Source organism: Microbacterium sp. Y-01 (assembly GCF_003856715.1).
Lineage (GTDB): Bacteria > Actinomycetota > Actinomycetes > Actinomycetales > Microbacteriaceae > Microbacterium > Microbacterium algeriense.
In genome coordinates, this window is sequence record NZ_CP024170.1 from 2348920 (window position 1) to 2368006 (window position 19087).

Genomic DNA, 19087 nt, shown 5'->3' on the forward strand with positions numbered 1-19087 from the left:
CTACGTATCCAAGAAATCCCATTCGCTGCCAAGTACCCAACGCAACGCAGAGAGCTTGCCGTTGAGCATTCCGAGCTCGAAGTCCGTGTACGGCCCGAGTTCCCCAGGCTGGGTGTACGTGTCCTCGACACGCTTGCGCGCTGGGCCAGCTATCGCCTCCAACCGCTCCAACTCCCGCTCGTCGCCGGCCGCGCGCAGCCGGTACTCATGTTGAAGGGAGCGGTGGTGCCAAACGCGGTCGAACAACACCTTCTCAGCGTCTACGATTTCGCCAAGTCGCCGCGGCTCCTCAATGAAGTCGGTCTCTGCGAACAGTTCCCTAATCTCGCTGCCGAAGTGAGAGAGCAGAACATCATTGAGACCGTCGACCCCGAGCGCGTACGTGGACCCTTCCGGTGCGAAGGTTGCGGAGACATCGGGGTGGGGTTGCCGCTTGTCGCCGTCCTCCGTCGAGAAGTCAGCGCTGTTTGACGTGACGAATGCGTGCGGGTTGCGCGACAGGTCTGATCCACGCGCGGCGGTTGCATAGAGCTCGATGAGCAACGCATCTGCGACACTGTTGCGTGACCGATGCAACGGCGCGCGTTTGCCCACCCCGCGGTCGACCACCCCACGGCGCTCGGCATCGGTTGGTTCGACCCGGTGCCCCGTGCGCAAGAGTTCGAGGACCTCATCGAAGTTGCGCGTCGTCATCGCACCGATCAACGGAACATCGCGTGCCAGGTCGGCAATCACCTCAACGGCGTGCTCCATATCCGCGCCGCCGTAGTCTTCGAGGTCCTGCTTGATGAGCTTGAACCGCTGAGCGACGCTGGCCGTCATCGACGCCTCGATCCGTTCCCGGTTTCGCTCGAACTCCTCGATCACCAGTTCGGGAACAAGAAGTTCCACGTCCCGCTGATGTACCAAGAGGCGGAGCGCGACGATCCAGCGCTGCCCGTCACGTCGCTTGGACAGGTCGAGCCACGTCGACGTGTCAACGAGTAGGTGCAGCACGTCTCCCACGGTATCGGCCTACAGGCATCCCAGGCCTAAACGTTGCCGGGCGCTCAGCGGCCCTTTCTGCCTCGTCTGAAAGACGTGTGATGGCTCGGGAAGCCGGTCGCTGAGGACCGGCGGGCGCCGCCTGAGTCACGGACTCCGAAGTGCGCAGGGATGGTGTGCCGAGTACAGGTCATGGCGTCGGCGACGCGGGGATGGCGGCGATGGTTCGGGTGGTCGTGCACCTGGCCGCTGACCAGCCCGGCGGTGACCTCGTGAGCGAAGTCCGACCGGGGATCACCCGTCAGCCGGAGCCCTCATGCACGACTCTCTCGACAGGACTCGCCCGCTCAGAGTCGGATCGCTGTTCTCCGGCTACGGCGGGCTTGACCTCGCCGTCGAACACGCCTTGGACGCCGAAACGATCTGGTTCTCCGAGAACAACGAACACGTCTCGCGCATCTTCGCCCACCACTGGCCCGACGCCCCCAACCTGGGCGACATCACCACCATCGACTGGCGCACCGTCGAGCCGGTCGATGTTCTCTGTGGAGGCTTCCCCTGCCAGGACGTATCGACCGTGGGCAAGCGGGCCGGCCTCGCGCCCGGCACCCGCTCCGGGCTCTGGTCGTACATGGCCGAAGCGATCGACGCCCTGCGCCCCCAGCTCGTCGTCATCGAGAACGTGCGCGGCCTGCTGTCCTCACCCGCCGTCCGCGCACCCCTGAAAAGAGACGAAGATGCGCAACACAACCCCGACCACGCAACCCCCGACGATGCAACCCTTCGCGATCTGGAACCCGACCCGTGGGGTCTGAGAGACCTCGCAGCTCGACCTCTCCGGGCAGCCGGCGCCGTACTCGGCGGTCTGGCCGACCTCGGGATGGATGCGCAATGGATCGGCCTACCAGCGTCCCTTGTCGGCGCTCCTCACCCCAGGCTCCGCATCTTCATCGCTGCTCATCGCCAAGACCTTGTTCAGAACCCCACTCGCCACGGACTCGATCCGCGGCGGAGAGTCACTGGAACAGGTGAGGGCACGGCGAGGGACGATCGCCCTCTCACATCAGATCATCGACCTCGCCCTCAACGGGCCGGCTGGCTCGCAAGGCAAGCACAGCGAATCGGAGACGCTGTGGTCCCTGCTCGAGGACATCTTCACCGCTGGGGACGCTACGCCCACGCCATCGCCCGATGGGAGCGCATTACCGGAAGGCCCGCCCCGGCCCCCGCCCTCCTGAACGACACCAAGGAGCCAAGACCGGCGCCGGAGTTCGTGGAGTGGCTGATGGGCCTTCCTCGACGGTGGGTCACCGACCCGACACACGGCCTCACGGCCAACCAGCAGCTCACTGCCCTGGGGAACGGCGTCTTACCGTTACAGGCGGCTGTCGGCATGACCACGCGACTCAGCTTCCAGGATCGTTGAAACCTCCGCATCTTCCGCCAGCTCAACTCCCGAGGTCGTGATCGCGACGCAGGCGAGGACGCCAAGGATGATATGATCGGCCTATGAGTTCCAGCCGCTAAGCAGCCCTACAGGAGATGCCCTTCTGCTGATCGCGATCTGTCGCGCCGGAGGGGTTGGTTGTGGCGAGCGCATCGCATCCTGGCTGAGTTTGCAATGCTGAGCTTCTGCGTCAATGCGGCCTTCGACGTTCTCGTCGTCGGATCTGCCTGAACGAGTATTCAGAGGATCGCTTCCTCAACCTTTCGTGCGTGTCAACTCGGGCCTGGACCCGTCACCTACACAACACTCCTAACGGCTGCGCTCGATCAGTTTCGCCCTTTGGCAGTCCTCGTAGCGAACTGTGCGCACTGGCGCCATCGGGCAACCGTTTTGTTGTCGCGGTAGCCGAAAGGAATATTCATGAGCGACCTCATCATTGTCAGCGGATCACCTGGGTCGGGAAAAACAACCGTCGCGCGGCTCCTTGCTCAGCGATACCCACGCTGCGTCCACCTCCACACCGATGACTTCTGGCATTTCATCGTCCAGGGTGCAATCCCGCCGTTTATGCCTGAGTCCGAGCAGCAGAACCAAACAGTGGTTGGCGTCATCGCATCCGCAGCGTTCGGATACGCGGCTGGCGGATATACGACCATCGTTGATGGCGTAGTGGGACCTTGGATGCTCAATCATTACCAGAATTCGGCCGATCAGCACCCGAACGTTGATCTGCACTACGTTGTCTTACGACCGGAGCGCGAGACTGCGCTGGCACGAGCTCAGCAGCGGACGGAGCCGGGCGCGCTTATCGATGCAGCGCCGATCCTCGATCTGTGGCAACAGTTCGAGGGGCTCGGCGAACTTAGCCACCACGCCATAGACACTACGCACTTCGACGCTGACGAAACCACCGAGGTCGTGTATCAGGAACTCCTACGCAACCGAATGCGCCTCCCGTCGGCACACCAAGATGCCTAGGCGCCTTCGATGCCGCCCGACGAGCCTATGAAAAGGGCAAGCGGTGTCGGCATCTGTAGATCGTGGAGCTTTTCGGTCGGTGCGCAGGGATGACAATCGAGCGTTTGGTCCGATCATGGCGTTGACGACCAAGCATTGCGAGCCAATCGCCCCGGTAGCGCATGACTTCGTGATGCTGAACTTTGTTCGGGCAGGTTCGGCCATTCTGTTCAGCGAGTTCGGTGAGCAGCCGATCAAGCCAGGTGACGCGATTCTACTGGCTGCGAATGTGCTGTGCGGCGCTGAGCCGGAGGGTCATGTCACAGTAACCACGATCTATGCAGACACCGACTATGTGATCGACCAGGTCTTCTGGCAACACGTCGAGTTCTTGCAAGACCGACTGCACGCGCAGGACTTCGCAGCGACGGTCTACACCGAGCCCGCACAAATACTCAGCCTCGGCGAGGATCACGCGGGGATACTGATCCCGTGGCTGGACGAGCTGGTCGAGTTGAGCGTCGAGGCCCAGCCAGTGGCGAACTTCTACCGGATGCAGGCGCTCTGGTTCTCGATCGCGCATGTCATCGCACCATCCATCAAGACCTCGCCGATCCGCACGTCAGCGACTCAACGTGCGCGGAACTGTCCGACATCGCCTCGGCATCGCCGGTTCGGCCCATTGCGCCGCGAAGCGCGTATGGCAGCGGAGCTGCTGTGTGCGAATCCAGTGCGCCGCTGGACAGTGACCGAGTTGGCCGACGAGGTGCACCTGTCCAAGTCGCAGGTCGGTCGCGTGTTCGTGGAGGCGTTTGGGAAGTCGCCGATCGCCTATCTGACGATGCTGCGCACCGAGCGGATGGCGGGTCTTCTGCGCACCACGGACACGCCGATCGCGGTGATCGCCCGAGAGGTGGGTTGGGGTGATCCTGACTTTGCCGCTCGTCAGTTCCGCCGTAGCGTCGGCGTCACGCCGAGCAGATACCGCGTGATGAGCAGGGAGCGTTCCGCCAGCGCGTCCGGGTGATACGCGCAACTTGGCCGGGTGATGAGCGCGGGTTCGGCGCCTCCTGGCTCCAGAGTCCGGTTCCGTCCGGTAGTCCGGTAAGGACTCGTCGGGTTCGTCGTGGAGCCTGACGGCCAACACCGTTCCTTGTCCGTCTCGTTCTCCTGACCTTCCCGGCGTACCTCGTGGTCGCACGGTCGCTCCCACGCGGAGTGGCCTTGGCGGAGGGAGGTCAGGCGATGGCTGCGAACGAGGACAAGCAGGCGACGCTCGATGCGCTGGAAGAACGCATTGTGCGCTCGGTCGAGGAGCTGGTGTCGGGTGATGACTGGCGTCGTGCGATCGAGTTCGCGGCGAGGTTCCGTACTCGCTCGTTCAACAACACGCTGTTGATCTGGGCGCAGCATCTTGAAGCCTACGAGCAGGGCCGGGCTCCGACGCCGACGCCGACCTGGGTGGCGGGGTTCAGGGACTGGCGGAAGATGGGCCGCTGGCCGGAGAAGGACGGGGGCTATCGGATTCGCGGTCCGGTCAAGGCGAGATTCGCATCCGCGACCCCGCGTGATCCGGCGTCGTGGCGGCGGCTGGGATCGTGGGAGAAGCCGCGGCCGGGCGAGGTCGTGCGTCGCCGGATCGTCAGTGTCGTCCCGGCCTATGTGTGGGACGTGTCTCGGACGCACGGAGACCCGCTCCCTGCGCTGCCACGTCCGAGGCTGCTGGAAGGCGAAGCCCCCGCCGGCCTATGGGAGGGCCTGGCCGAGCAGGCGGAGTCGCTGGGGTTCGAGGTGCTGCGGATGCCGCGCGACCGCATCGAGCGGGGCGCTAACGGCTGCACAGATTTCGAGACCCGTCAGGTGATGGTCTGCGCGGACATGGACCCGGCCGCGCAGGTCAAGACCCTCGCGCACGAGCTGGCGCACGTCCGGTTGGATGGCCCGAACCAGCAGGACGACGCCCGCGAGCATCGCGGGATCAGCGAGGTACGGGCCGAGTCCGTGGCGCTGATGATCGCCGCCGCGCACGGCATGGACACCAGCGACTACACGATCCCGTATGTCGCCGGATGGGCGGCCAACGTGGACGGGAAAGACCCCGTAGCGGTCGTCCGCGCCACGGGCGAGCAGGTGCGCAGCACCGCATTCGACATCCTCGACAAGCTCGACACGGCCCAGCTCGGGAACGGCAACCCGCTGTCCCTGCGCGTGGACGGCCCGGCGCACGAGCCGCAGGCTCAGGAGGCGCCGGAGCGGGCGCCGCGCCGGGTCGAGCCGCTGCCGGAACGGGAGACGCCGGCGGCTCCGGTCGGCTCGGGACGGGGGCTGTGATGGTCACCCCCGCTACGGCCGCCGCCATGTTCGGCCAGCTCGACGGGGCGCCGCTGCCGGTCGCGGCGCGTGAGCTGGCCCGAGCCGGGGTGCCGGTGTTCCCCTGCGCGGCGGGCGGGAAACGGCCGATCCCGGAGCGCGGGTTCCACGAGGCCAGCATCGACCTGGACCGGGTTGAGGGGTGGTGGCGGTCGTGGCCGACCGCGAACATCGGTATCCCGACCGGCGCCGTCTCGGGGCTGGTCGTGATCGACGTGGATGTGCACGGCGTCAACGGGTATGCCGCCTATGCGCGGGCGGCGCGGGCCGGGCTGATCCCCGAGCCGTTGGCGGTCGTGCGCACACCCACCGGCGGCCAGCACGCCTACTTCCCAGCCGACCCGAACCAGGGGCAACGGTCCTGGCAGGCCGGGAAGGTCGGCATCGACTGCCGCGGGGACGGCGGCTACATCATCGCCCCGCCCTCGGTCCTGCGGCTCGACGGCGTGCGCACCCCGTACCGGATCGAGCAGATCGCGGCCGGCGCGGCCCGGCCGATAGACGTGGGCCGGCTGCGGGACTTCCTCGATCCTCGGCCCGCGCCCGGGCCGCGCACCGGACGGCCGGTGCGGCGGGAGGACGCGGAGCGGCTGGCGACGTGGCTGGGCCGGCAGGCCACCGACCGCAATCTCAAACTCTTCTGGGCCTCGTGCCGGTTGGCCGAGGGCGGGGTGCCGCTCGGGGATGCCCTGGACGCGATGGTGACGGCTGCGCAGTCGGACTTCGGGGAGCGGGAAATCACTCGCACCGTCTTCAGCGCCTATCGCAGCGTGGGCGCCGGAGCCAGGCCGGACCGTCGCGCCGCATCGGTTTCGGGCGAGTTCGCTCGCGGGAACGTGCAGCAGCGGGTGCCCGCCACGCGGGGGCTGCCATGAAGGAGCTACGCGGCCGCCGGTGGGCGGTCATCACCTCGGTCGCCGGCACGGTGTTCATCGCCGCCGGCGCATTCTGGCTGTCCTTCACGTCCCTGACCGACCTTGCCCGCCGCTCCGGGATCGGGGCCGGGCAGGCGTGGGCGTGGCCGCTGATCGTCGATGGCGTGATCGTGGTCTCCACGGTCGCCGTCGTCGCCCTCGCCGGTGAGCGGGCGGCGTGGTACCCGTGGGCGCTGCTGGTCGGCGGTGCCGCGGTGTCGGTGACGGCGAACTCGTTGCACGCGGTGGTCGCGGCCGACGCCGACGTGCCCGGACCGCTCGCGGCCGCGGTCGCTGCCGTGCCGCCGGTCGTGTTGCTGGCGATCACCCATCTGACGGTCGTGCTGACCCGCGCCACCGCACGTCCCGCTGCTGCGCTCGCGGTGCCGCCGGCGGTCGAGCCGATCAGCGCCCCGCCACGGAGCGAGACGGAACTCGAACACCCCAACCCGCCAGCTACGGCGTCAGGCGTCGCCGCTGCGGACGCGGACGGTGGGCCGGATCGCCGGGCGCTGGCGGCGGAGCTGCGCGAGCAGGACTGGTCGAACAAGGCCATCGCCCGGCACCTGGGCGTGCATCCCTCGACGGTGGGCCGCTGGCTGCCTCGTGCTCACCAGTCCGATGAGGCGGACCCCTCCGGGTCGCAGCCCGAGATGGAAGGAGTCCTGCCATGAACGACGAGGACCGGATGCGGGAGCAGCATCACTCCGAGCCCGAGCCGCCGCCTGCGCGGAACGACCCGGACCGGGCCGAGGCGACCGACGCAGCGGGGACGCCGGATGCGGTCAAGGACGCCGAGTCCCGCAAGGCCGCGAAGGAGAGGCTGGCGCGGGTACGGGGCCGGGGCGTGGATTGGGTGCGCCCGACCGACCTGATCGCCCAAGGCGGCGGCGCGCTGTCCCGCCGGGGCATCGACCATACCGCCGAGATGGACCGGCACGTCCGCGCCCCGATCGAGAAGGGCGCGCGCTGGGTCGCCGAGCGAGCCAAGCGTCTGCCGCCTCTGAGCGCCTTCGGCCATCGCGGCGGCACCGAGCAGGGACCGCGCCGCTCCGGGGTCGGGATGAGGTAGCCGGGTGGTGATGAGTCATGGGCGCCCATTCCGTCATAGCGAGACCCGCAGTCGTCTGCGGGTGCACCTCGCCGCCGGGAGGTGCCCAGACCATGACCAACGACACCAGCACCATGAGCGAGACCAGCGGCCGGCCGGCTGAGGACTACCGCACCAGCGAGGGCCTGCGTGCCCTGCTGAAACGGCTTCACGCCGCCGGTCACGGCGCCTGGGAGCACGACCCGGTAGCGGCAGAGCTGATGGCCTTCGCGGCCGAGAAGTACGCGGCGCTGGCGCACAAGCACCGGCTCGATCCGTGGGAGGCCGCGTCGGCGGCGTTCGACGTGATGCGCACCAAGGCCGCCCGCACCGCCGATGACCCATGGGCGGTCATCACCCACGCGGTGCGGATCACCTGCATCGCCGAGGAACGCGGCCAAGGGCTGCTGTGCTCGACCCACCAGGCACGCCGGCCCCGCTACTCGATCTTCCACGACCCCGAACGGCTCTCCGACCGCGAGAACGTCCTGAGCGACTACCATCCCGCGTTCCAGATCAAGGACGCCCACGACCGCGACGACACCCCGGAGCAGGCACCGGCCGAGCCGGCAGCGACCACCGCGGCGTCGGCGGTCGAGGACGCGATCACGCTGCTGATGCTGCTGGACTGGCCCGAGGGCACGGCACGCTCGGCGGTGGAGCACGTCTGCGTGGCGCTGACCCGCGTCGGGAACCGGCACACCGCCTACGAGACGCTGCGACGCGACAAGCACGCCCGAGCCCTGATCGACCTTCCGGGCCGCTCCTGGGCGGTGCTGCTGCGCGCCCTGCTCGGGACCCCGGACCCGGCGCTCGCGGCGACCAGCGCAGGACGCGGCGTGCTGTTGCGGCTGCTGATCGGCGAGACGCTGCCGGTGCTGCTGCGCGATGACGACCTCGTGCTCACCCTCTCGCTGGCCGCACCGGGCGTCACCACGTCGCGCGGCGGCACGCGGGGCACGAGGAAGGCGCGGGGTGCGGGATGAGCGCACCGGCCGGGCACATAGAGATGGAACGGGCGGTGGACTCCATCACGATCGGCAACCGGCACCGCACGGACCTGGGCGACCTCGACGCACTCGCGGCGTCGATCGACCGGGACGGCCTGTTGCAGCCCCCGACGATCACCCCGGACGGGGTGCTGGTGTGCGGGGCGCGCCGGCTGGCGGCGATCAAGAAGCTCGGCTGGCGCCGCGTCAGCGTGTGGGTGCGCTCCGGCATCTCGGACCGGCTGGGGCATCTGCTGGCCGAGCAGGACGACAACCAGCTCCACAAGCCGCTCACCCCGATCGAGGCCGCCGCCTTGTACCGGGAGATCAAGGAACTCATGGCCGAGGACGCCGCCCGCCGCAAGGCCAAGACCCAGTTCCACGAGGGCCACGAACCGGGACAGCATGGTCCCGCCGATTCAGCGGGACCATCGGAGCAGCACCAGCTCGGGGACGCGCGGACACAGGCGGCGCGGATGGTGACCGGCTCGGCGTCCTACAGCCGGCTGGAACAGATCGGCTACCTGCAACACCTGGCCGACGACCCGACTGTCTCCGAGGCGGTGCGTGCCCAGGCGCGGGACGGGCTGGCGCAGATCGAAGCCGGCGCGCCGGTCAACCCGATCTTCCAGCGCCTGCGCGACACCCAAGCCGAGGCCGACAGCGAGCGGGACCGGCGGTTGCACGAGCTGGCCGACGAAGCCCTGGCCCGCGTCCACGCCGCCAAGACCAGCAAAGCCACGAAGCCGGCCACGCCGAAGCGTCGCCCGGTCGTGGAGGACGAGGGGCCGGCGCGATACCCGGTGCGGGCGTTCGTGCTGACCTGGAGCGACCTGGAAGCGTGGTGGACCCACTACGACGTGGACGAGCTGGCCGTCGAACTGACGGACGAGCAGGCCGAGGCGTTCTTCACCACCGTCGAGGGCACCACAGAATTCGCCGAGCGGCTCCGCACCGCCCGCACCACCGTCGCCGAGCAGGCCGGTCGGCCGCTGCTGCGCGCCCTCTGACCGGAGTCGCCGTTGCCGTCGCTCTCGTTCCGGGCGGCGAACACCTGGCGATATGAAGACGAATCCCGCCTCCTGGTCCCGTGGCCGCCTGATCGCCGTGATCGCCGCCGGCCTCGTCCTGCTGATCCTGGTCGGCATCGGCGTCTACGGGCTGATCGCCGGCCCGCAACGATCCACCGCATCCGATCCCGGATCAGAGCCCACCGTCACCACGCCGGGCGAGACCGGGCCGAGCACGCCACGGCTGCCGCAGGTCACGCCGTCCAGCGATCCCGACGAGTTCGCCCGCAACGTCGCCGAGGCCCTGTTCGCGTGGGACACCGGCTCGGGGCTGATGCCCTTGGACTACACCAGCGTGATCCTCGCGGTGGGCGATCCATCCGGCACCGAGCAGGCCGGCCTCGCCGCCGACCTCGCCTCCTATCTCCCGTCGCGGGAGGCGTGGATCGAGCTGCGCAAGTACGCGACCATTCAGCACCTCACCATCGAGTCCTCATTCGTGCCCGAAGCATGGGACACTGCGGTCGAGCAGGCTCAGCCCGGCCAGCTCCCGCGTGGTGCGACCGCGGTCACGATCGAGGGAACCCGGCACCGCGAGGGCGTCTGGAACGGCGAAGCGGTCACGAGCGAGCACCCGGTGTCGTTCACCGTGTTCCTGGCGTGCCCGCCCCCGGCACCGGAGTTCCGCACCGGCCTGTGTCATGTGCTGCGCCTGTCGCAGCTCGACAACCCGCTGCGATGACAGAGGGCACGTCGTGGTCAAAAAGCTCCTCATCCTCGGACTCGCCTTCGTCCTGTTCGGCCCTGCCTGCGTCCTGCTGTCGATCGGCGTGCTGATGAACCCCGCCGCCGCGAACTGCGCCGTCCCCGGCGGCAGCGTCACCGTGGGCAACGTTCCTGACTCGTTGACCGTCACCACGCAAGATGGCACCACGTTCACGCTGAACAAGACCCAGCTCACGCACGCGGCGACGATCATCACGGTCGGAGGCGACATCGAGGGCGTGGGCCGACCCGGCATCAAGATCGCGCTGATGGCTGCACTCACCGAGAGCACCTTGCGCCAGCTCGCCAACACGAGCGCCTACCCCGAGTCCGCGAACTACCCCAACGACGGCAACGGCGGCGACCACGACTCCCTCGGCCTGTTCCAGATGCGCCCGCAATCCGGCTGGGGAACCGTGGCCGAGCTGATGGACACGACCTATCAGGCCCGCGCGTTCTACGGCGGACCCGATGGCCCGAACTACCCGAGCCCGCGCGGCTTGCTGGACATCCCCGGCTGGGCGCAGATGGACCCCGGCGAGGCCGCGCAGGCCGTCGAGGTGTCGGCCTACCCCGACCGTTACCGCAACTACGAGCCCGTCGCCGAACGCATCCTCGACGCCCTCACCGGCGCGACGGGTGCGGCCGGCCCGGCCGCCGCCCCGTTGGCGGCGGGTCCGGTCGCGGAGTCCTCGCGGGTCGTGTTCCCGCTCCCCGAGGGAACCTGGGTGCTGACTTCACCGTTCGGGCCGCGCATCCACCCGATCACCGGGAAGCCGTCGTTCCACACCGGCACCGACTTCGCCGCCCCGGACGGCACGCCGATCCTCGCCGCCGCAGACGGCACCGTGACCGTGGCCGAGTTCTCCGGCGGCTACGGCGGGCTCATCGTCATCGAGCACCAGATCGACGGCGCGACGGTGGCGACCGCCTACGCGCATATGTGGCAGTCCGGCATCCACGTCTCGGCGGGTGACCGGGTGACCGCCGGCCAGCACATCGGCAATGTCGGCAGCTCCGGCAACAGCACGGGACCGCACCTGCACTTCGAGGTCCGCCCCGGCGGCACCAACAGTGAGGCCGTCGACGCGGCCAAGTGGCTCAACGACCACAACGCTGCCGACCTGCCCGAAGCCAGCGTCGGCAGCCCCGCAGGATGCGACGCCAGCGGCGGTACCGCGGGCGCGCTGGCCCCGCTGGACGGCGACCCCGACCGGATGGTCGATGACCCCACCAGCAGCGGGCAGATCACCGCGCGCATGGCGCACGTCATGGCCCAGGCCCGCGCCGCCTTCCCCGACACCTCATGGGCGTGCTACTCGCCCCGTCCGGGCACCGTCTCCGAACACCCGCTGGGCCGCGCCTGTGACGTGACGTTCGGCAACGCCATCGGCCAGTACCCGACGCCCGCGCAGCTCGAAGCCGGATGGACGCTCACGAACTGGCTGAAAGACCACGCCGAGGTCATGGGCGTCGAGTACCTGATCTGGCAAGGCAAGATATGGTCTCTGGCCCGCGACGCCGAAGGCTGGCGCCCGTACAACGGCGGCGGGATGCACGACCCCGGCAACGTGACCGGCGGGCACTTCGACCACCTGCACATCACCGTCCAAGCCGGCGGTGCGTAATGGGAGTGTTCCCCGACTTCGACGGCTTGGGCGGCATCGGCGATCTGAAACAGGTCATCGGCGCCCTGCTGACGATCGTGCTGATCGTCGCGGTGCTCACGGTCATCGTCTCCGCGATCTGCTGGGCGTTCGGCGCCTCGCACGGCAACCCCGCTCTCGCCTCCAAAGGCCGGGTCGGCGTGCTCGTCGGGATCGGCGCCGCCGCGCTCGCCGGCGCCGGGGTCGCGTGGGTGAACTGGCTCATCGCCCTCGGCAACCAGCTCTGACCCGCACCGAGCGAAGGCCCGCCTGCGGGCGGGCCTTTCTCATGCCCGCACGCCCTCGCCAGCGTCCAGTCGCTCTCCGGCCTACCTCGCCGCCACAAGCCATCCGCTCAGCGAGGGAGTAACCGCCGTGATCGACATTGACCCCAACAGCTCAGGACTGCCGGGCATCGAACAGCTCCGCACCATCGTCGGCGCCGTGATGACGGTCGGCCTGATCCTGTCCGTCTTGGCCCTGATCGTGAGCGCGATCGTGTGGGCCTACGGCGCCAACAGCTCGAACCCGCACCTCTCGGGCAGGGGCAAGCTGGGCGTCCTCATCTCCTGCGGTGCCGCGGTGATCTGCGGCGCGGCGGTGACGCTCGTGAACTTCTTCTGGAACGTCGGCCAGGCCGTATAGGGCCGCCGGTCACAGCAGGAGATTCGTGATGGGTGTCTGCGACGTTCCCGTGATTTCGACCGTCTGCGACGTGGCCGGCGAGGCCGCCGCGACGGTCGTGGCCGCCCCGTTCGACTGGCTCGCCCAGGCGATGGGCGGCGCGGCCGGCTGGCTGATCGAGGCCATGTGGTCGGTGTTCGACACAACCACGCTGGTCGATGTCCAAACGGACGGGTTCACCAGCGTCTACAACCTGATCTTCGGCATCGGCGTCTTTCTCGTCCTCATCTTCTTCTGCCTGCAACTCATCACCGGGCTGATACGCCGCGACCCGACCGCCCTGTCCCGCGCAGCGCTCGGCGCGGCCAAGTCGGTGCTCGGCGCGTTCGTGGTCGTCACGCTGACCGCGCTCGCGCTGGAAATCGTGGACCAGCTCTGCATCGGCATCATCCAGGCGTCCGGCGAGACCACCGGGACGATGGGCGACAAGATCATCCTGCTCGCCGCCGGGCTCAGCGGCATCAACATCGCCGCGCCCGGCGTCGGCGCGATCGTGACGATCTTCCTGGCCGGGCTGATGATCGCCGCCGTCGCGATCGTCTGGTTCAGCCTGCTGATCCGCAAGGCGCTGCTGCTGGTCGGCGTGGTGCTGGCACCGATCGCGTTCGCCGGCGCGTCCTGGGACGCCACCAAAGGGTGGATCGGGAAATGGGCAGCGTTCGTGATCGCCCTCATCATCAGCAAGCTCGTGCTCGTCGTCATCTTCTTGCTGGCGATCACGCAGATCGCCACCCCGATCGAGCTGGACATCGCCGCCGTCACCGAACCGATCACCGGCATCGTGCTCATGGGCATCGCCGCGTTCGCGCCCTACATGGTCTACCGCTTCGTCTCCTTCGTCGGCTTCGACCTCTACCAGCAGATGGGCACCGAGCAGGAAGCCAAGAACGCACTCAACCGTCCCGTCCCGATCCCCTCCAAGCCCCAAGGCGGCGGCGAGCCCAAGAAGGTTCTCGAAGACCCGAAGGACGGTGGTGGGTCCGGTGGCGGATCGGGCGGAACGCCACCGCCCAAGGCTCCCGCGCCGGCTGCGGGAGGGGGCGGAGCCAGCGCAGCGGGCGCGGGCGCCGGAGGCGGGGCAGGTGCCGGAGCAGGAGCGGGGGCCGCCGCAGGACCGGCGGCAGCCGTCGTGATCGGAGCGAAGGTCGCCAAGGACGCCGCCGAGGCCGGGCCGAAGGCCGGGCACGCGCTGGCCGGCCAGGCCGAGACCGCCGCGGACGCCGCAGGCGGGCAGAACGGCGGCACCCCGCCGCCGTCGCAGACACCGCCGCCGTCCACGCCGCAGCCGCGGACTCCCACCGAGCCGTCCAACCCCACGGCATCGCCATCGGGCAAGGAGTGACCGGCCATGCCCGCCACGGAACAGAAGACACCCGGTAGCGAGCTGACGCCGATGAAGTTCAGCAGGCTCACCCGCCGCGGGGTGCTGCTCGGCCTCTCGGTCTCTCAGCTCGTCACCCTCGGCATCGGCGGGCTGAGCCTATTGGCCGCATTCTACGGCGGTGCCGGGATGCTGCTGGCCTACACCGCCCCGGTCTGGGTGCTCGCCGTAGTGCTGACCTGGGTGCCGGTCGCCGGGAGGCCGATGGTCGAGTGGCTCCCGGTCGCGCTCTGGTGGCTGTGGCGCTCCACCGGCGGGCAACTGCTCTACCGGCGGCGGATCGTCAAGCCCCGCCCGGCCGGGAACCTCGCGCTGCCCGGCGACATGGCCCGGCTGCGGGAGCACCTGGACCCCGAGACCGGCGCGTGCATGATCCACGACCCCCGCCAGGCGACCTTGACGGTCGTGACGGAAGTGACGCATCCGGCTTTCATCTTGCTGGACCCCGGCGAGCAGGAGCGACGGGTCACCTCGTGGGGGCGGGTGCTCGCCACGGTCTGCCGGTCGGGGCGGATCGCGACCCTGCAAGTGCTGGAACGGACCCTGCCGGACTCCGGTAGCGGGCTGGCGGAGTGGTGGGCCGAGCACGGAACCGACGACGGTTCCTGGGCCGCGACCACCTACCGCGAGCTGATCGAGCGGGCCGGCCCCGCCGGGGAACGGCACGCCACGACGGTCAGCCTCTCGCTGGACATGAGGGTCGCCGCTCGGCAGATCAGGACCGCCGGCGGCGGCATCCGCGGTGCCGCCGCCGTGCTCCGGCAGGAGATGGCGACGCTCGTCGCCGCGCTACGGTCTGCGGACTTGACCCCTTCGGGGTGGCTCGGTCCCGGTCAGGTCGCGGTCATCCTCCGCTCGGCGTATGACCCGGCCGTCGCTGCGACGCTGGAACGGCACGGGCGGCTCGGGCAGGAACTTGCCGCCGCCGGCCCGGTCGCGGTCACCGAGACCTGGGGCAACCTGCGCACCGACTCCGCGTGGCACACCGTGCTGTGGGTCTCCGAATGGCCCCGCAGCCTCGTCTATCCGGGGTTCCTCGCCCCGGTACTGCTCTCGACCGGCATCCAACGGTCGGTGTCGCTGATCTACACCCCGATGCGCTCGGACCAGGCGGCCCGCGACATCCGCAAGAAGAAGGTCGAACACATCTCGGATGCGGCCCAGCGCGCCCGGATCGGCCAGATCGAGGACGCCGCCCAGACCGCCGAGTACCAAGACGTGCTGCAACAGGAAGCCGACCTGACCGCCGGCCACGGCGTGCTGCGCGTCTCCGGCCTCATCTCCGTCTCCGCCCCCAGCGTCGACGAGCTGGAAGCCGCAGTCGCCGCGATCGAACAAGCCGCGATCCAAGCCTCCTGCGAGACCCGAAGGCTCGTCGGCCAGCAAGCGGTCGCGTTCACGGCGGCCGCGCTGCCGCTGTGCCGCACGGTGTGACCGTCGCGCTCACCTGGCAGGCATCCCACCCTCGTTGAAGGAGGCCCGTGATGCCCACGTTCACCGATCCGGCCCGCGACGCCGGCGAAGCCTACGAGGCGTTGCGCGGGCTCGCGCACGCCACCCGCACCTTCGAGAACCCGGCCGACACCTACGCCGTGATCGGAGACCTGCTGGGCGGGCTGCGATCGCTGCGGCAGGTGCTCGACCAGCTCGCCAACGCCCATCTGACCCGTCAGCACCATGTCACCGACGACGCCCGCGACCACGCCGCCGGAGCGGCCGCGGCGCTTGCGGCCGCCGACGAGCTGCACCAGGCCGGCACGCTCATCGACCAGGCCGACGACCGCCTCAGCGCCGCGTTCAACCAGTCAGGCCGGATCGTCTGGAACCCGCAGGACCGACGTGTCGAGCGGTGGATCGGCGTCGTGTTCCTCCAAGGCGATGAGGCCGACCAGACCCTCGACCTCATCGACCGAGGCGGCGACGAGGCGGGCATCGAGCATCTGTCCATGTGGGACTACGGCGAGGAGACCACCAACGCCGCCTTCGAGAACGGGGACGTCCACGACACCGCCCCCGTCTACCCCGGAGACCGGCAGGCCGAGACCGGCGACTACGCCATGACCTACAACCCACAGGCCGGGCACGTCGCGCTCTACCGGCGGCACCTGATCCCCGCCGAAGACGCCATCGACCCGCCCACCGCCGCGCACGTCCCGCCGACCCGCGACACCGCCGGCCGCGAGACGGCAGCTCGACGCAGCGCCGTCCGAGACGGGGGCTGGTTCGAGCATCCCGGCGTCGCCGCGGTCAAGCACGCCCGCGGGCTGTCGCTCTGACATAGCCACCACAGAGACGCGCCGGCGTGCACCTGCCCGCCATGAGCAGCGCAGACCCCACCCCTTCGATGTCCCGGCAAGTCGGGACGCTCACCTTGACCGTCTGGCCGGACTCGCCGCTGGGCGAGCACCAGCGATACGCCTACCGCATCGAGGACGCCGCGACCGGGCAGACGCTCGACGGCCGGGACCTGTTCACCGGAGCCGGAGCGCCGGTCGCCCCGGACCGCGCGATGCGCGACCTCGCCTGCTACCTGACCGCGGCCGGCGAAGCCCGCCAGTACGCCATCGACAACCCCGGCAGCAGCCCCGAGCACGAGGGCCTGTTCCCCGGATGGGTAGCTGAGGCCGCCCGTCAGAACGCGGACGCGCTGGCCCTGCTCGGCATCGAGGACTCGCCGCAGCCCAAGCCGGACATGCCACAGCGGCCTCGCCCGGCGCCGGACTCGTCGTGGTTCGACCGTCCCGCCGGCGGTTGGGTCTCCGAGACGCGGGGGCGGTCGTTGTGAGCCGGGGCGAGAAGCTGCATACCGCTGTCCTCGTCGCCCCCGCCTCGGAGCGGCGCCGGCTGCGCAAGCAGCGGCGGCAAGCCGCCGCCCGACTCGTCGCCGAGCAGCGTCACGCCGAGAAGGAAGCGGCCCAGGCCAAGGCCGCCGCCGAGCGGGCCGAACGCCGCGCCACGGTCTACCTGCCCGCCGCCGGCGAAACCGGCCGGGCGGCGCTGAGGACGCCAGGCCGGTTCCGAGTGCCCCGGCATCAGGACACCAGCGCCGTGCTCGCCGGGCAATACCCGTTCCTGGCCGAAGCCGGGCTCGGAGCCTCCGGAATCTTCATCGGCCAAGACCTCTACAGCGGCTCGTCGTTCGTGTACGACCCATGGGAGTTGTACCGGCAGGGCGTCATCACCGCGCCGAATCTGATCTTGGCCGGGATCGTCGGCTCCGGGAAGTCCTCGCTCGCCAAGAGCCTCTACACCCGTAGCCTGCCCTTCGGATACCGCGTCTACGTGCCCGGCGATCCCAAGGGCGAGCACTCCGGCGTCGCGGAAGCAGTCGGCGGGAAAGCGATCATCCTCGGGCACGGGATGGGCAACAGGCTCAACCCATTGGATGAGGGCTACCGGCCCGGTGGCCTGTCCGACCAGGAGTGGGCCACCACCCTCACGGCGCGGCGCCGCGATCTGCTCGGAGCCTTGACGGAGACGGTGCTGGATCGGCGGTTGGCGCCGTTGGAGCACACCGCGATCGACACCGCCCTTGCCGGGGCGGTGCGCGATGCGGACGTGCCGATCCTGCCGATGGTGGTCGACCGGCTACTGCGCCCCGACCCGGCCGACGACCCGGACGGCCGGCTCACCGAGGATGGCCGCCAGGTCGGCCACGCGCTGCGCCGGTTGGTGGCCGGGGACTTGGCCGGTCTGTTCGACGGGCCAAGCACCGTCAGGTTCGACCCGTCGTTGCCGATGGTCAGCCTCGATCTATCGCGAGTCACGGAGAACAGCACCCTGATTTCGGTGCTGATGACCTGCTCGTCAGCATGGATGGAAGCCGCCCTGCTCGACCCCAACGGCGGCCGCAGATGGGTCGTCTACGACGAGGCATGGAGGCTGATGTCCCACCCGGCGCTGCTGCGAAGGATGGACGCGCACTGGCGGCTGGCGAGGCACTACGGGCTGGCGAATCTTCTCGTGTTCCACAAGCTGACCGACTTGGAGAACGTCGGCGACCTGGGCTCGGCGAACCGGGCGCTGGCGAACAGCCTGCTGGCGAACGCCGAGACCAGGATCGTCTACCGGCAGGAGACCGATCAGCTCGGCCCTACTGCCGTCGCGCTCGGGCTGACCGGCACCGAACGCCGACTGCTGCCCGGACTCGGCACCGGGCAAGGGCTCTGGCGGATCAAGGAGCGGGCGTTCGTGGTGCAGCACCAGCTCCACCCCGCCGAGCTGGCTGCGTTCGACACCACCGCCCGCATGACCGGCGGAAACCCGCAAGTTCACGAATCCTGACCGGAACCACACGCGGCCCAGGCGCGTGGTCGGGCTCGGGCTCACCTCGCGGCATGAGGAAACCCGAGCCTGAGCCCGTCCCGGTCTCCATCCCGCTCGTCGTGCTCGACGTGCACGAGGACGGCACCGTGACCGTCACCGTCGACGGGAAACGGCTGGACCCCGACCCTTTCGCGCCGCCGTGGCGACGATCCTCGTTCGGGCAGATCATCGACCGCGCCACGAACGACCGGACGACACCGGCCAGGGTCGAGGTCCGCGAAGCGGACGGCACGACCTTCACCGACATCATCGCCGCGCGTCGCCGGCGATCCCGCCCCGAGCCCGAACCGGAACCGAAGTCATCAACCGGGCCGGTGTTCCACACCGTCGAGGGCGCGGGGTTCGTTCCCGGCGAGGACGTGGCGGTCGCCGTCGTCACCGGGCACACCGACGCCGCCCACACCGGCACCGCGCGCGCCGCCATCGACCCGGCCGGAGTCGGCGTCGACCGGGCCGGCGGGGTCATCGAGGTCATCCTGTTCGGCCGCGTCTCCGGCACCACGATCATCCGGCGGCTGCCGTGA

20 protein-coding genes are annotated in these 19087 nt (G+C 69.5%); 19 read left to right on the forward strand and 1 reads right to left on the reverse strand.

From position 1 onward, the window contains the following. Entirely contained in the window at positions 1 to 996 is a 996-nt protein-coding gene (locus CSX12_RS11090) for a PIN domain-containing protein (protein WP_124895803.1), read from the reverse strand. Positions 997 to 1300: 304 nt separating this feature from the next. On the opposite strand from CSX12_RS11090, the gene CSX12_RS11095 reads away from it, so the two are divergent. From CSX12_RS11095 to CSX12_RS11185, 19 genes are all read left to right on the forward strand, one after another. After that, positions 1301 to 2410, forward strand: a complete 1110-nt coding sequence (locus tag CSX12_RS11095; RefSeq protein ID WP_124895804.1) for a DNA cytosine methyltransferase — start codon at positions 1301 to 1303, stop codon at positions 2408 to 2410. Between the two features lie 441 nt (positions 2411 to 2851). Further along, the gene (locus CSX12_RS11100; protein WP_124895805.1) at positions 2852 to 3409 is read left to right on the forward strand and encodes an AAA family ATPase; all 558 of its coding nucleotides are present in this window, start codon (positions 2852 to 2854) and stop codon (positions 3407 to 3409) included. Between the two features lie 115 nt (positions 3410 to 3524). Beyond that, a complete protein-coding gene (locus CSX12_RS11105; RefSeq protein WP_124895806.1) occupies positions 3525 to 4415 on the forward strand; it encodes an AraC family transcriptional regulator in 891 nt (296 codons plus the stop codon). Positions 4416 to 4633: 218 nt separating this feature from the next. Further along, positions 4634 to 5719, forward strand: coding sequence for an ImmA/IrrE family metallo-endopeptidase (locus CSX12_RS11110; RefSeq protein WP_124895807.1), 1086 nt, complete (start codon positions 4634 to 4636; stop codon positions 5717 to 5719). Beyond that, positions 5719 to 6633 (forward strand): bifunctional DNA primase/polymerase, encoded by a 915-nt coding sequence (locus CSX12_RS11115; RefSeq protein ID WP_124895808.1) that lies wholly within the window; start codon positions 5719 to 5721, stop codon positions 6631 to 6633. The genes CSX12_RS11110 and CSX12_RS11115 overlap by 1 nt, the downstream gene beginning before the upstream one ends. Continuing rightward, a complete protein-coding gene (locus tag CSX12_RS11120) occupies positions 6630 to 7346 on the forward strand; it encodes a helix-turn-helix domain-containing protein (protein ID WP_124895809.1) in 717 nt (238 codons plus the stop codon). Before CSX12_RS11115 ends, CSX12_RS11120 begins: the two co-directional genes overlap by 4 nt. Continuing rightward, the gene (locus CSX12_RS11125) at positions 7343 to 7744 is read left to right on the forward strand and encodes a hypothetical protein (protein ID WP_124895810.1); all 402 of its coding nucleotides are present in this window, start codon (positions 7343 to 7345) and stop codon (positions 7742 to 7744) included. The genes CSX12_RS11120 and CSX12_RS11125 overlap by 4 nt, the downstream gene beginning before the upstream one ends. Positions 7745 to 7836: 92 nt before the next feature. Then, the gene (locus tag CSX12_RS11130; protein WP_124895811.1) at positions 7837 to 8748 is read left to right on the forward strand and encodes a hypothetical protein; all 912 of its coding nucleotides are present in this window, start codon (positions 7837 to 7839) and stop codon (positions 8746 to 8748) included. Continuing rightward, positions 8745 to 9761: a ParB N-terminal domain-containing protein gene (locus CSX12_RS11135; protein WP_124895812.1), complete on the forward strand. Its 1017-nt coding sequence runs from the start codon at positions 8745 to 8747 to the stop codon at positions 9759 to 9761. The genes CSX12_RS11130 and CSX12_RS11135 overlap by 4 nt, the downstream gene beginning before the upstream one ends. Positions 9762 to 9813: 52 nt before the next feature. After that, a complete protein-coding gene (locus CSX12_RS11140) occupies positions 9814 to 10503 on the forward strand; it encodes a hypothetical protein (RefSeq protein ID WP_124895813.1) in 690 nt (229 codons plus the stop codon). A 13-nt stretch (positions 10504 to 10516) separates the two neighbouring features. Continuing rightward, complete coding sequence (locus tag CSX12_RS11145) at positions 10517 to 12154, forward strand: M23 family metallopeptidase (RefSeq protein ID WP_124895814.1); 1638 nt, start codon at positions 10517 to 10519, stop codon at positions 12152 to 12154. Continuing rightward, positions 12154 to 12420 carry a DUF6112 family protein gene (locus CSX12_RS11150; RefSeq protein ID WP_124895815.1) on the forward strand — a complete coding sequence of 89 codons (267 nt, stop codon included), beginning with the start codon at positions 12154 to 12156 and terminating at the stop codon, positions 12418 to 12420. The genes CSX12_RS11145 and CSX12_RS11150 overlap by 1 nt, the downstream gene beginning before the upstream one ends. A gap of 127 nt (positions 12421 to 12547) precedes the next feature. After that, complete coding sequence (locus CSX12_RS11155) at positions 12548 to 12817, forward strand: DUF6112 family protein (RefSeq protein ID WP_124895816.1); 270 nt, start codon at positions 12548 to 12550, stop codon at positions 12815 to 12817. A gap of 28 nt (positions 12818 to 12845) precedes the next feature. Beyond that, positions 12846 to 14198 carry a conjugal transfer protein TrbL gene (locus CSX12_RS11160; RefSeq protein ID WP_124895817.1) on the forward strand — a complete coding sequence of 451 codons (1353 nt, stop codon included), beginning with the start codon at positions 12846 to 12848 and terminating at the stop codon, positions 14196 to 14198. A gap of 6 nt (positions 14199 to 14204) precedes the next feature. Continuing rightward, entirely contained in the window at positions 14205 to 15671 is a 1467-nt protein-coding gene (locus CSX12_RS11165; RefSeq protein ID WP_124895818.1) for an SCO6880 family protein, read from the forward strand. A 50-nt stretch (positions 15672 to 15721) separates the two neighbouring features. Continuing rightward, entirely contained in the window at positions 15722 to 16513 is a 792-nt protein-coding gene (locus CSX12_RS11170) for a hypothetical protein (protein ID WP_124895819.1), read from the forward strand. A gap of 41 nt (positions 16514 to 16554) precedes the next feature. Then, on the forward strand, positions 16555 to 17022 hold the full coding sequence (locus CSX12_RS11175; RefSeq protein ID WP_124895820.1) for a hypothetical protein: 468 nt from the start codon (positions 16555 to 16557) through the stop codon (positions 17020 to 17022). After that, positions 17019 to 18521 carry an ATP-binding protein gene (locus CSX12_RS11180; protein ID WP_124895821.1) on the forward strand — a complete coding sequence of 501 codons (1503 nt, stop codon included), beginning with the start codon at positions 17019 to 17021 and terminating at the stop codon, positions 18519 to 18521. Before CSX12_RS11175 ends, CSX12_RS11180 begins: the two co-directional genes overlap by 4 nt. Positions 18522 to 18574: 53 nt before the next feature. Then, the gene (locus tag CSX12_RS11185; protein ID WP_124895822.1) at positions 18575 to 19087 is read left to right on the forward strand and encodes a hypothetical protein; all 513 of its coding nucleotides are present in this window, start codon (positions 18575 to 18577) and stop codon (positions 19085 to 19087) included.

What these genes read in the sequence shown, in the direction of transcription:
- CSX12_RS11175 (WP_124895820.1), top strand. Translation starts at nt 16,555, where the DNA reads ATGAGCAGCGCAGACCCCACCCCTTCGATGTCCCGGCAAGTCGGGACG.
- CSX12_RS11140 (WP_124895813.1), top strand. Translation starts at nt 9,814, where the DNA reads ATGAAGACGAATCCCGCCTCCTGGTCCCGTGGCCGCCTGATCGCCGTG.
- CSX12_RS11100 (WP_124895805.1), top strand. Translation starts at nt 2,852, where the DNA reads ATGAGCGACCTCATCATTGTCAGCGGATCACCTGGGTCGGGAAAAACA.
- CSX12_RS11150 (WP_124895815.1), top strand. Translation starts at nt 12,154, where the DNA reads ATGGGAGTGTTCCCCGACTTCGACGGCTTGGGCGGCATCGGCGATCTG.
- CSX12_RS11115 (WP_124895808.1), top strand. Translation starts at nt 5,719, where the DNA reads ATGGTCACCCCCGCTACGGCCGCCGCCATGTTCGGCCAGCTCGACGGG.
- CSX12_RS11165 (WP_124895818.1), top strand. Translation starts at nt 14,205, where the DNA reads ATGCCCGCCACGGAACAGAAGACACCCGGTAGCGAGCTGACGCCGATG.
- CSX12_RS11160 (WP_124895817.1), top strand. Translation starts at nt 12,846, where the DNA reads ATGGGTGTCTGCGACGTTCCCGTGATTTCGACCGTCTGCGACGTGGCC.
- CSX12_RS11120 (WP_124895809.1), top strand. Translation starts at nt 6,630, where the DNA reads ATGAAGGAGCTACGCGGCCGCCGGTGGGCGGTCATCACCTCGGTCGCC.
- CSX12_RS11135 (WP_124895812.1), top strand. Translation starts at nt 8,745, where the DNA reads ATGAGCGCACCGGCCGGGCACATAGAGATGGAACGGGCGGTGGACTCC.
- CSX12_RS11185 (WP_124895822.1), top strand. Translation starts at nt 18,575, where the DNA reads ATGAGGAAACCCGAGCCTGAGCCCGTCCCGGTCTCCATCCCGCTCGTC.
- CSX12_RS11110 (WP_124895807.1), top strand. Translation starts at nt 4,634, where the DNA reads ATGGCTGCGAACGAGGACAAGCAGGCGACGCTCGATGCGCTGGAAGAA.
- CSX12_RS11095 (WP_124895804.1), top strand. Translation starts at nt 1,301, where the DNA reads ATGCACGACTCTCTCGACAGGACTCGCCCGCTCAGAGTCGGATCGCTG.
- CSX12_RS11125 (WP_124895810.1), top strand. Translation starts at nt 7,343, where the DNA reads ATGAACGACGAGGACCGGATGCGGGAGCAGCATCACTCCGAGCCCGAG.
- CSX12_RS11130 (WP_124895811.1), top strand. Translation starts at nt 7,837, where the DNA reads ATGACCAACGACACCAGCACCATGAGCGAGACCAGCGGCCGGCCGGCT.
- CSX12_RS11105 (WP_124895806.1), top strand. Translation starts at nt 3,525, where the DNA reads ATGGCGTTGACGACCAAGCATTGCGAGCCAATCGCCCCGGTAGCGCAT.
- CSX12_RS11170 (WP_124895819.1), top strand. Translation starts at nt 15,722, where the DNA reads ATGCCCACGTTCACCGATCCGGCCCGCGACGCCGGCGAAGCCTACGAG.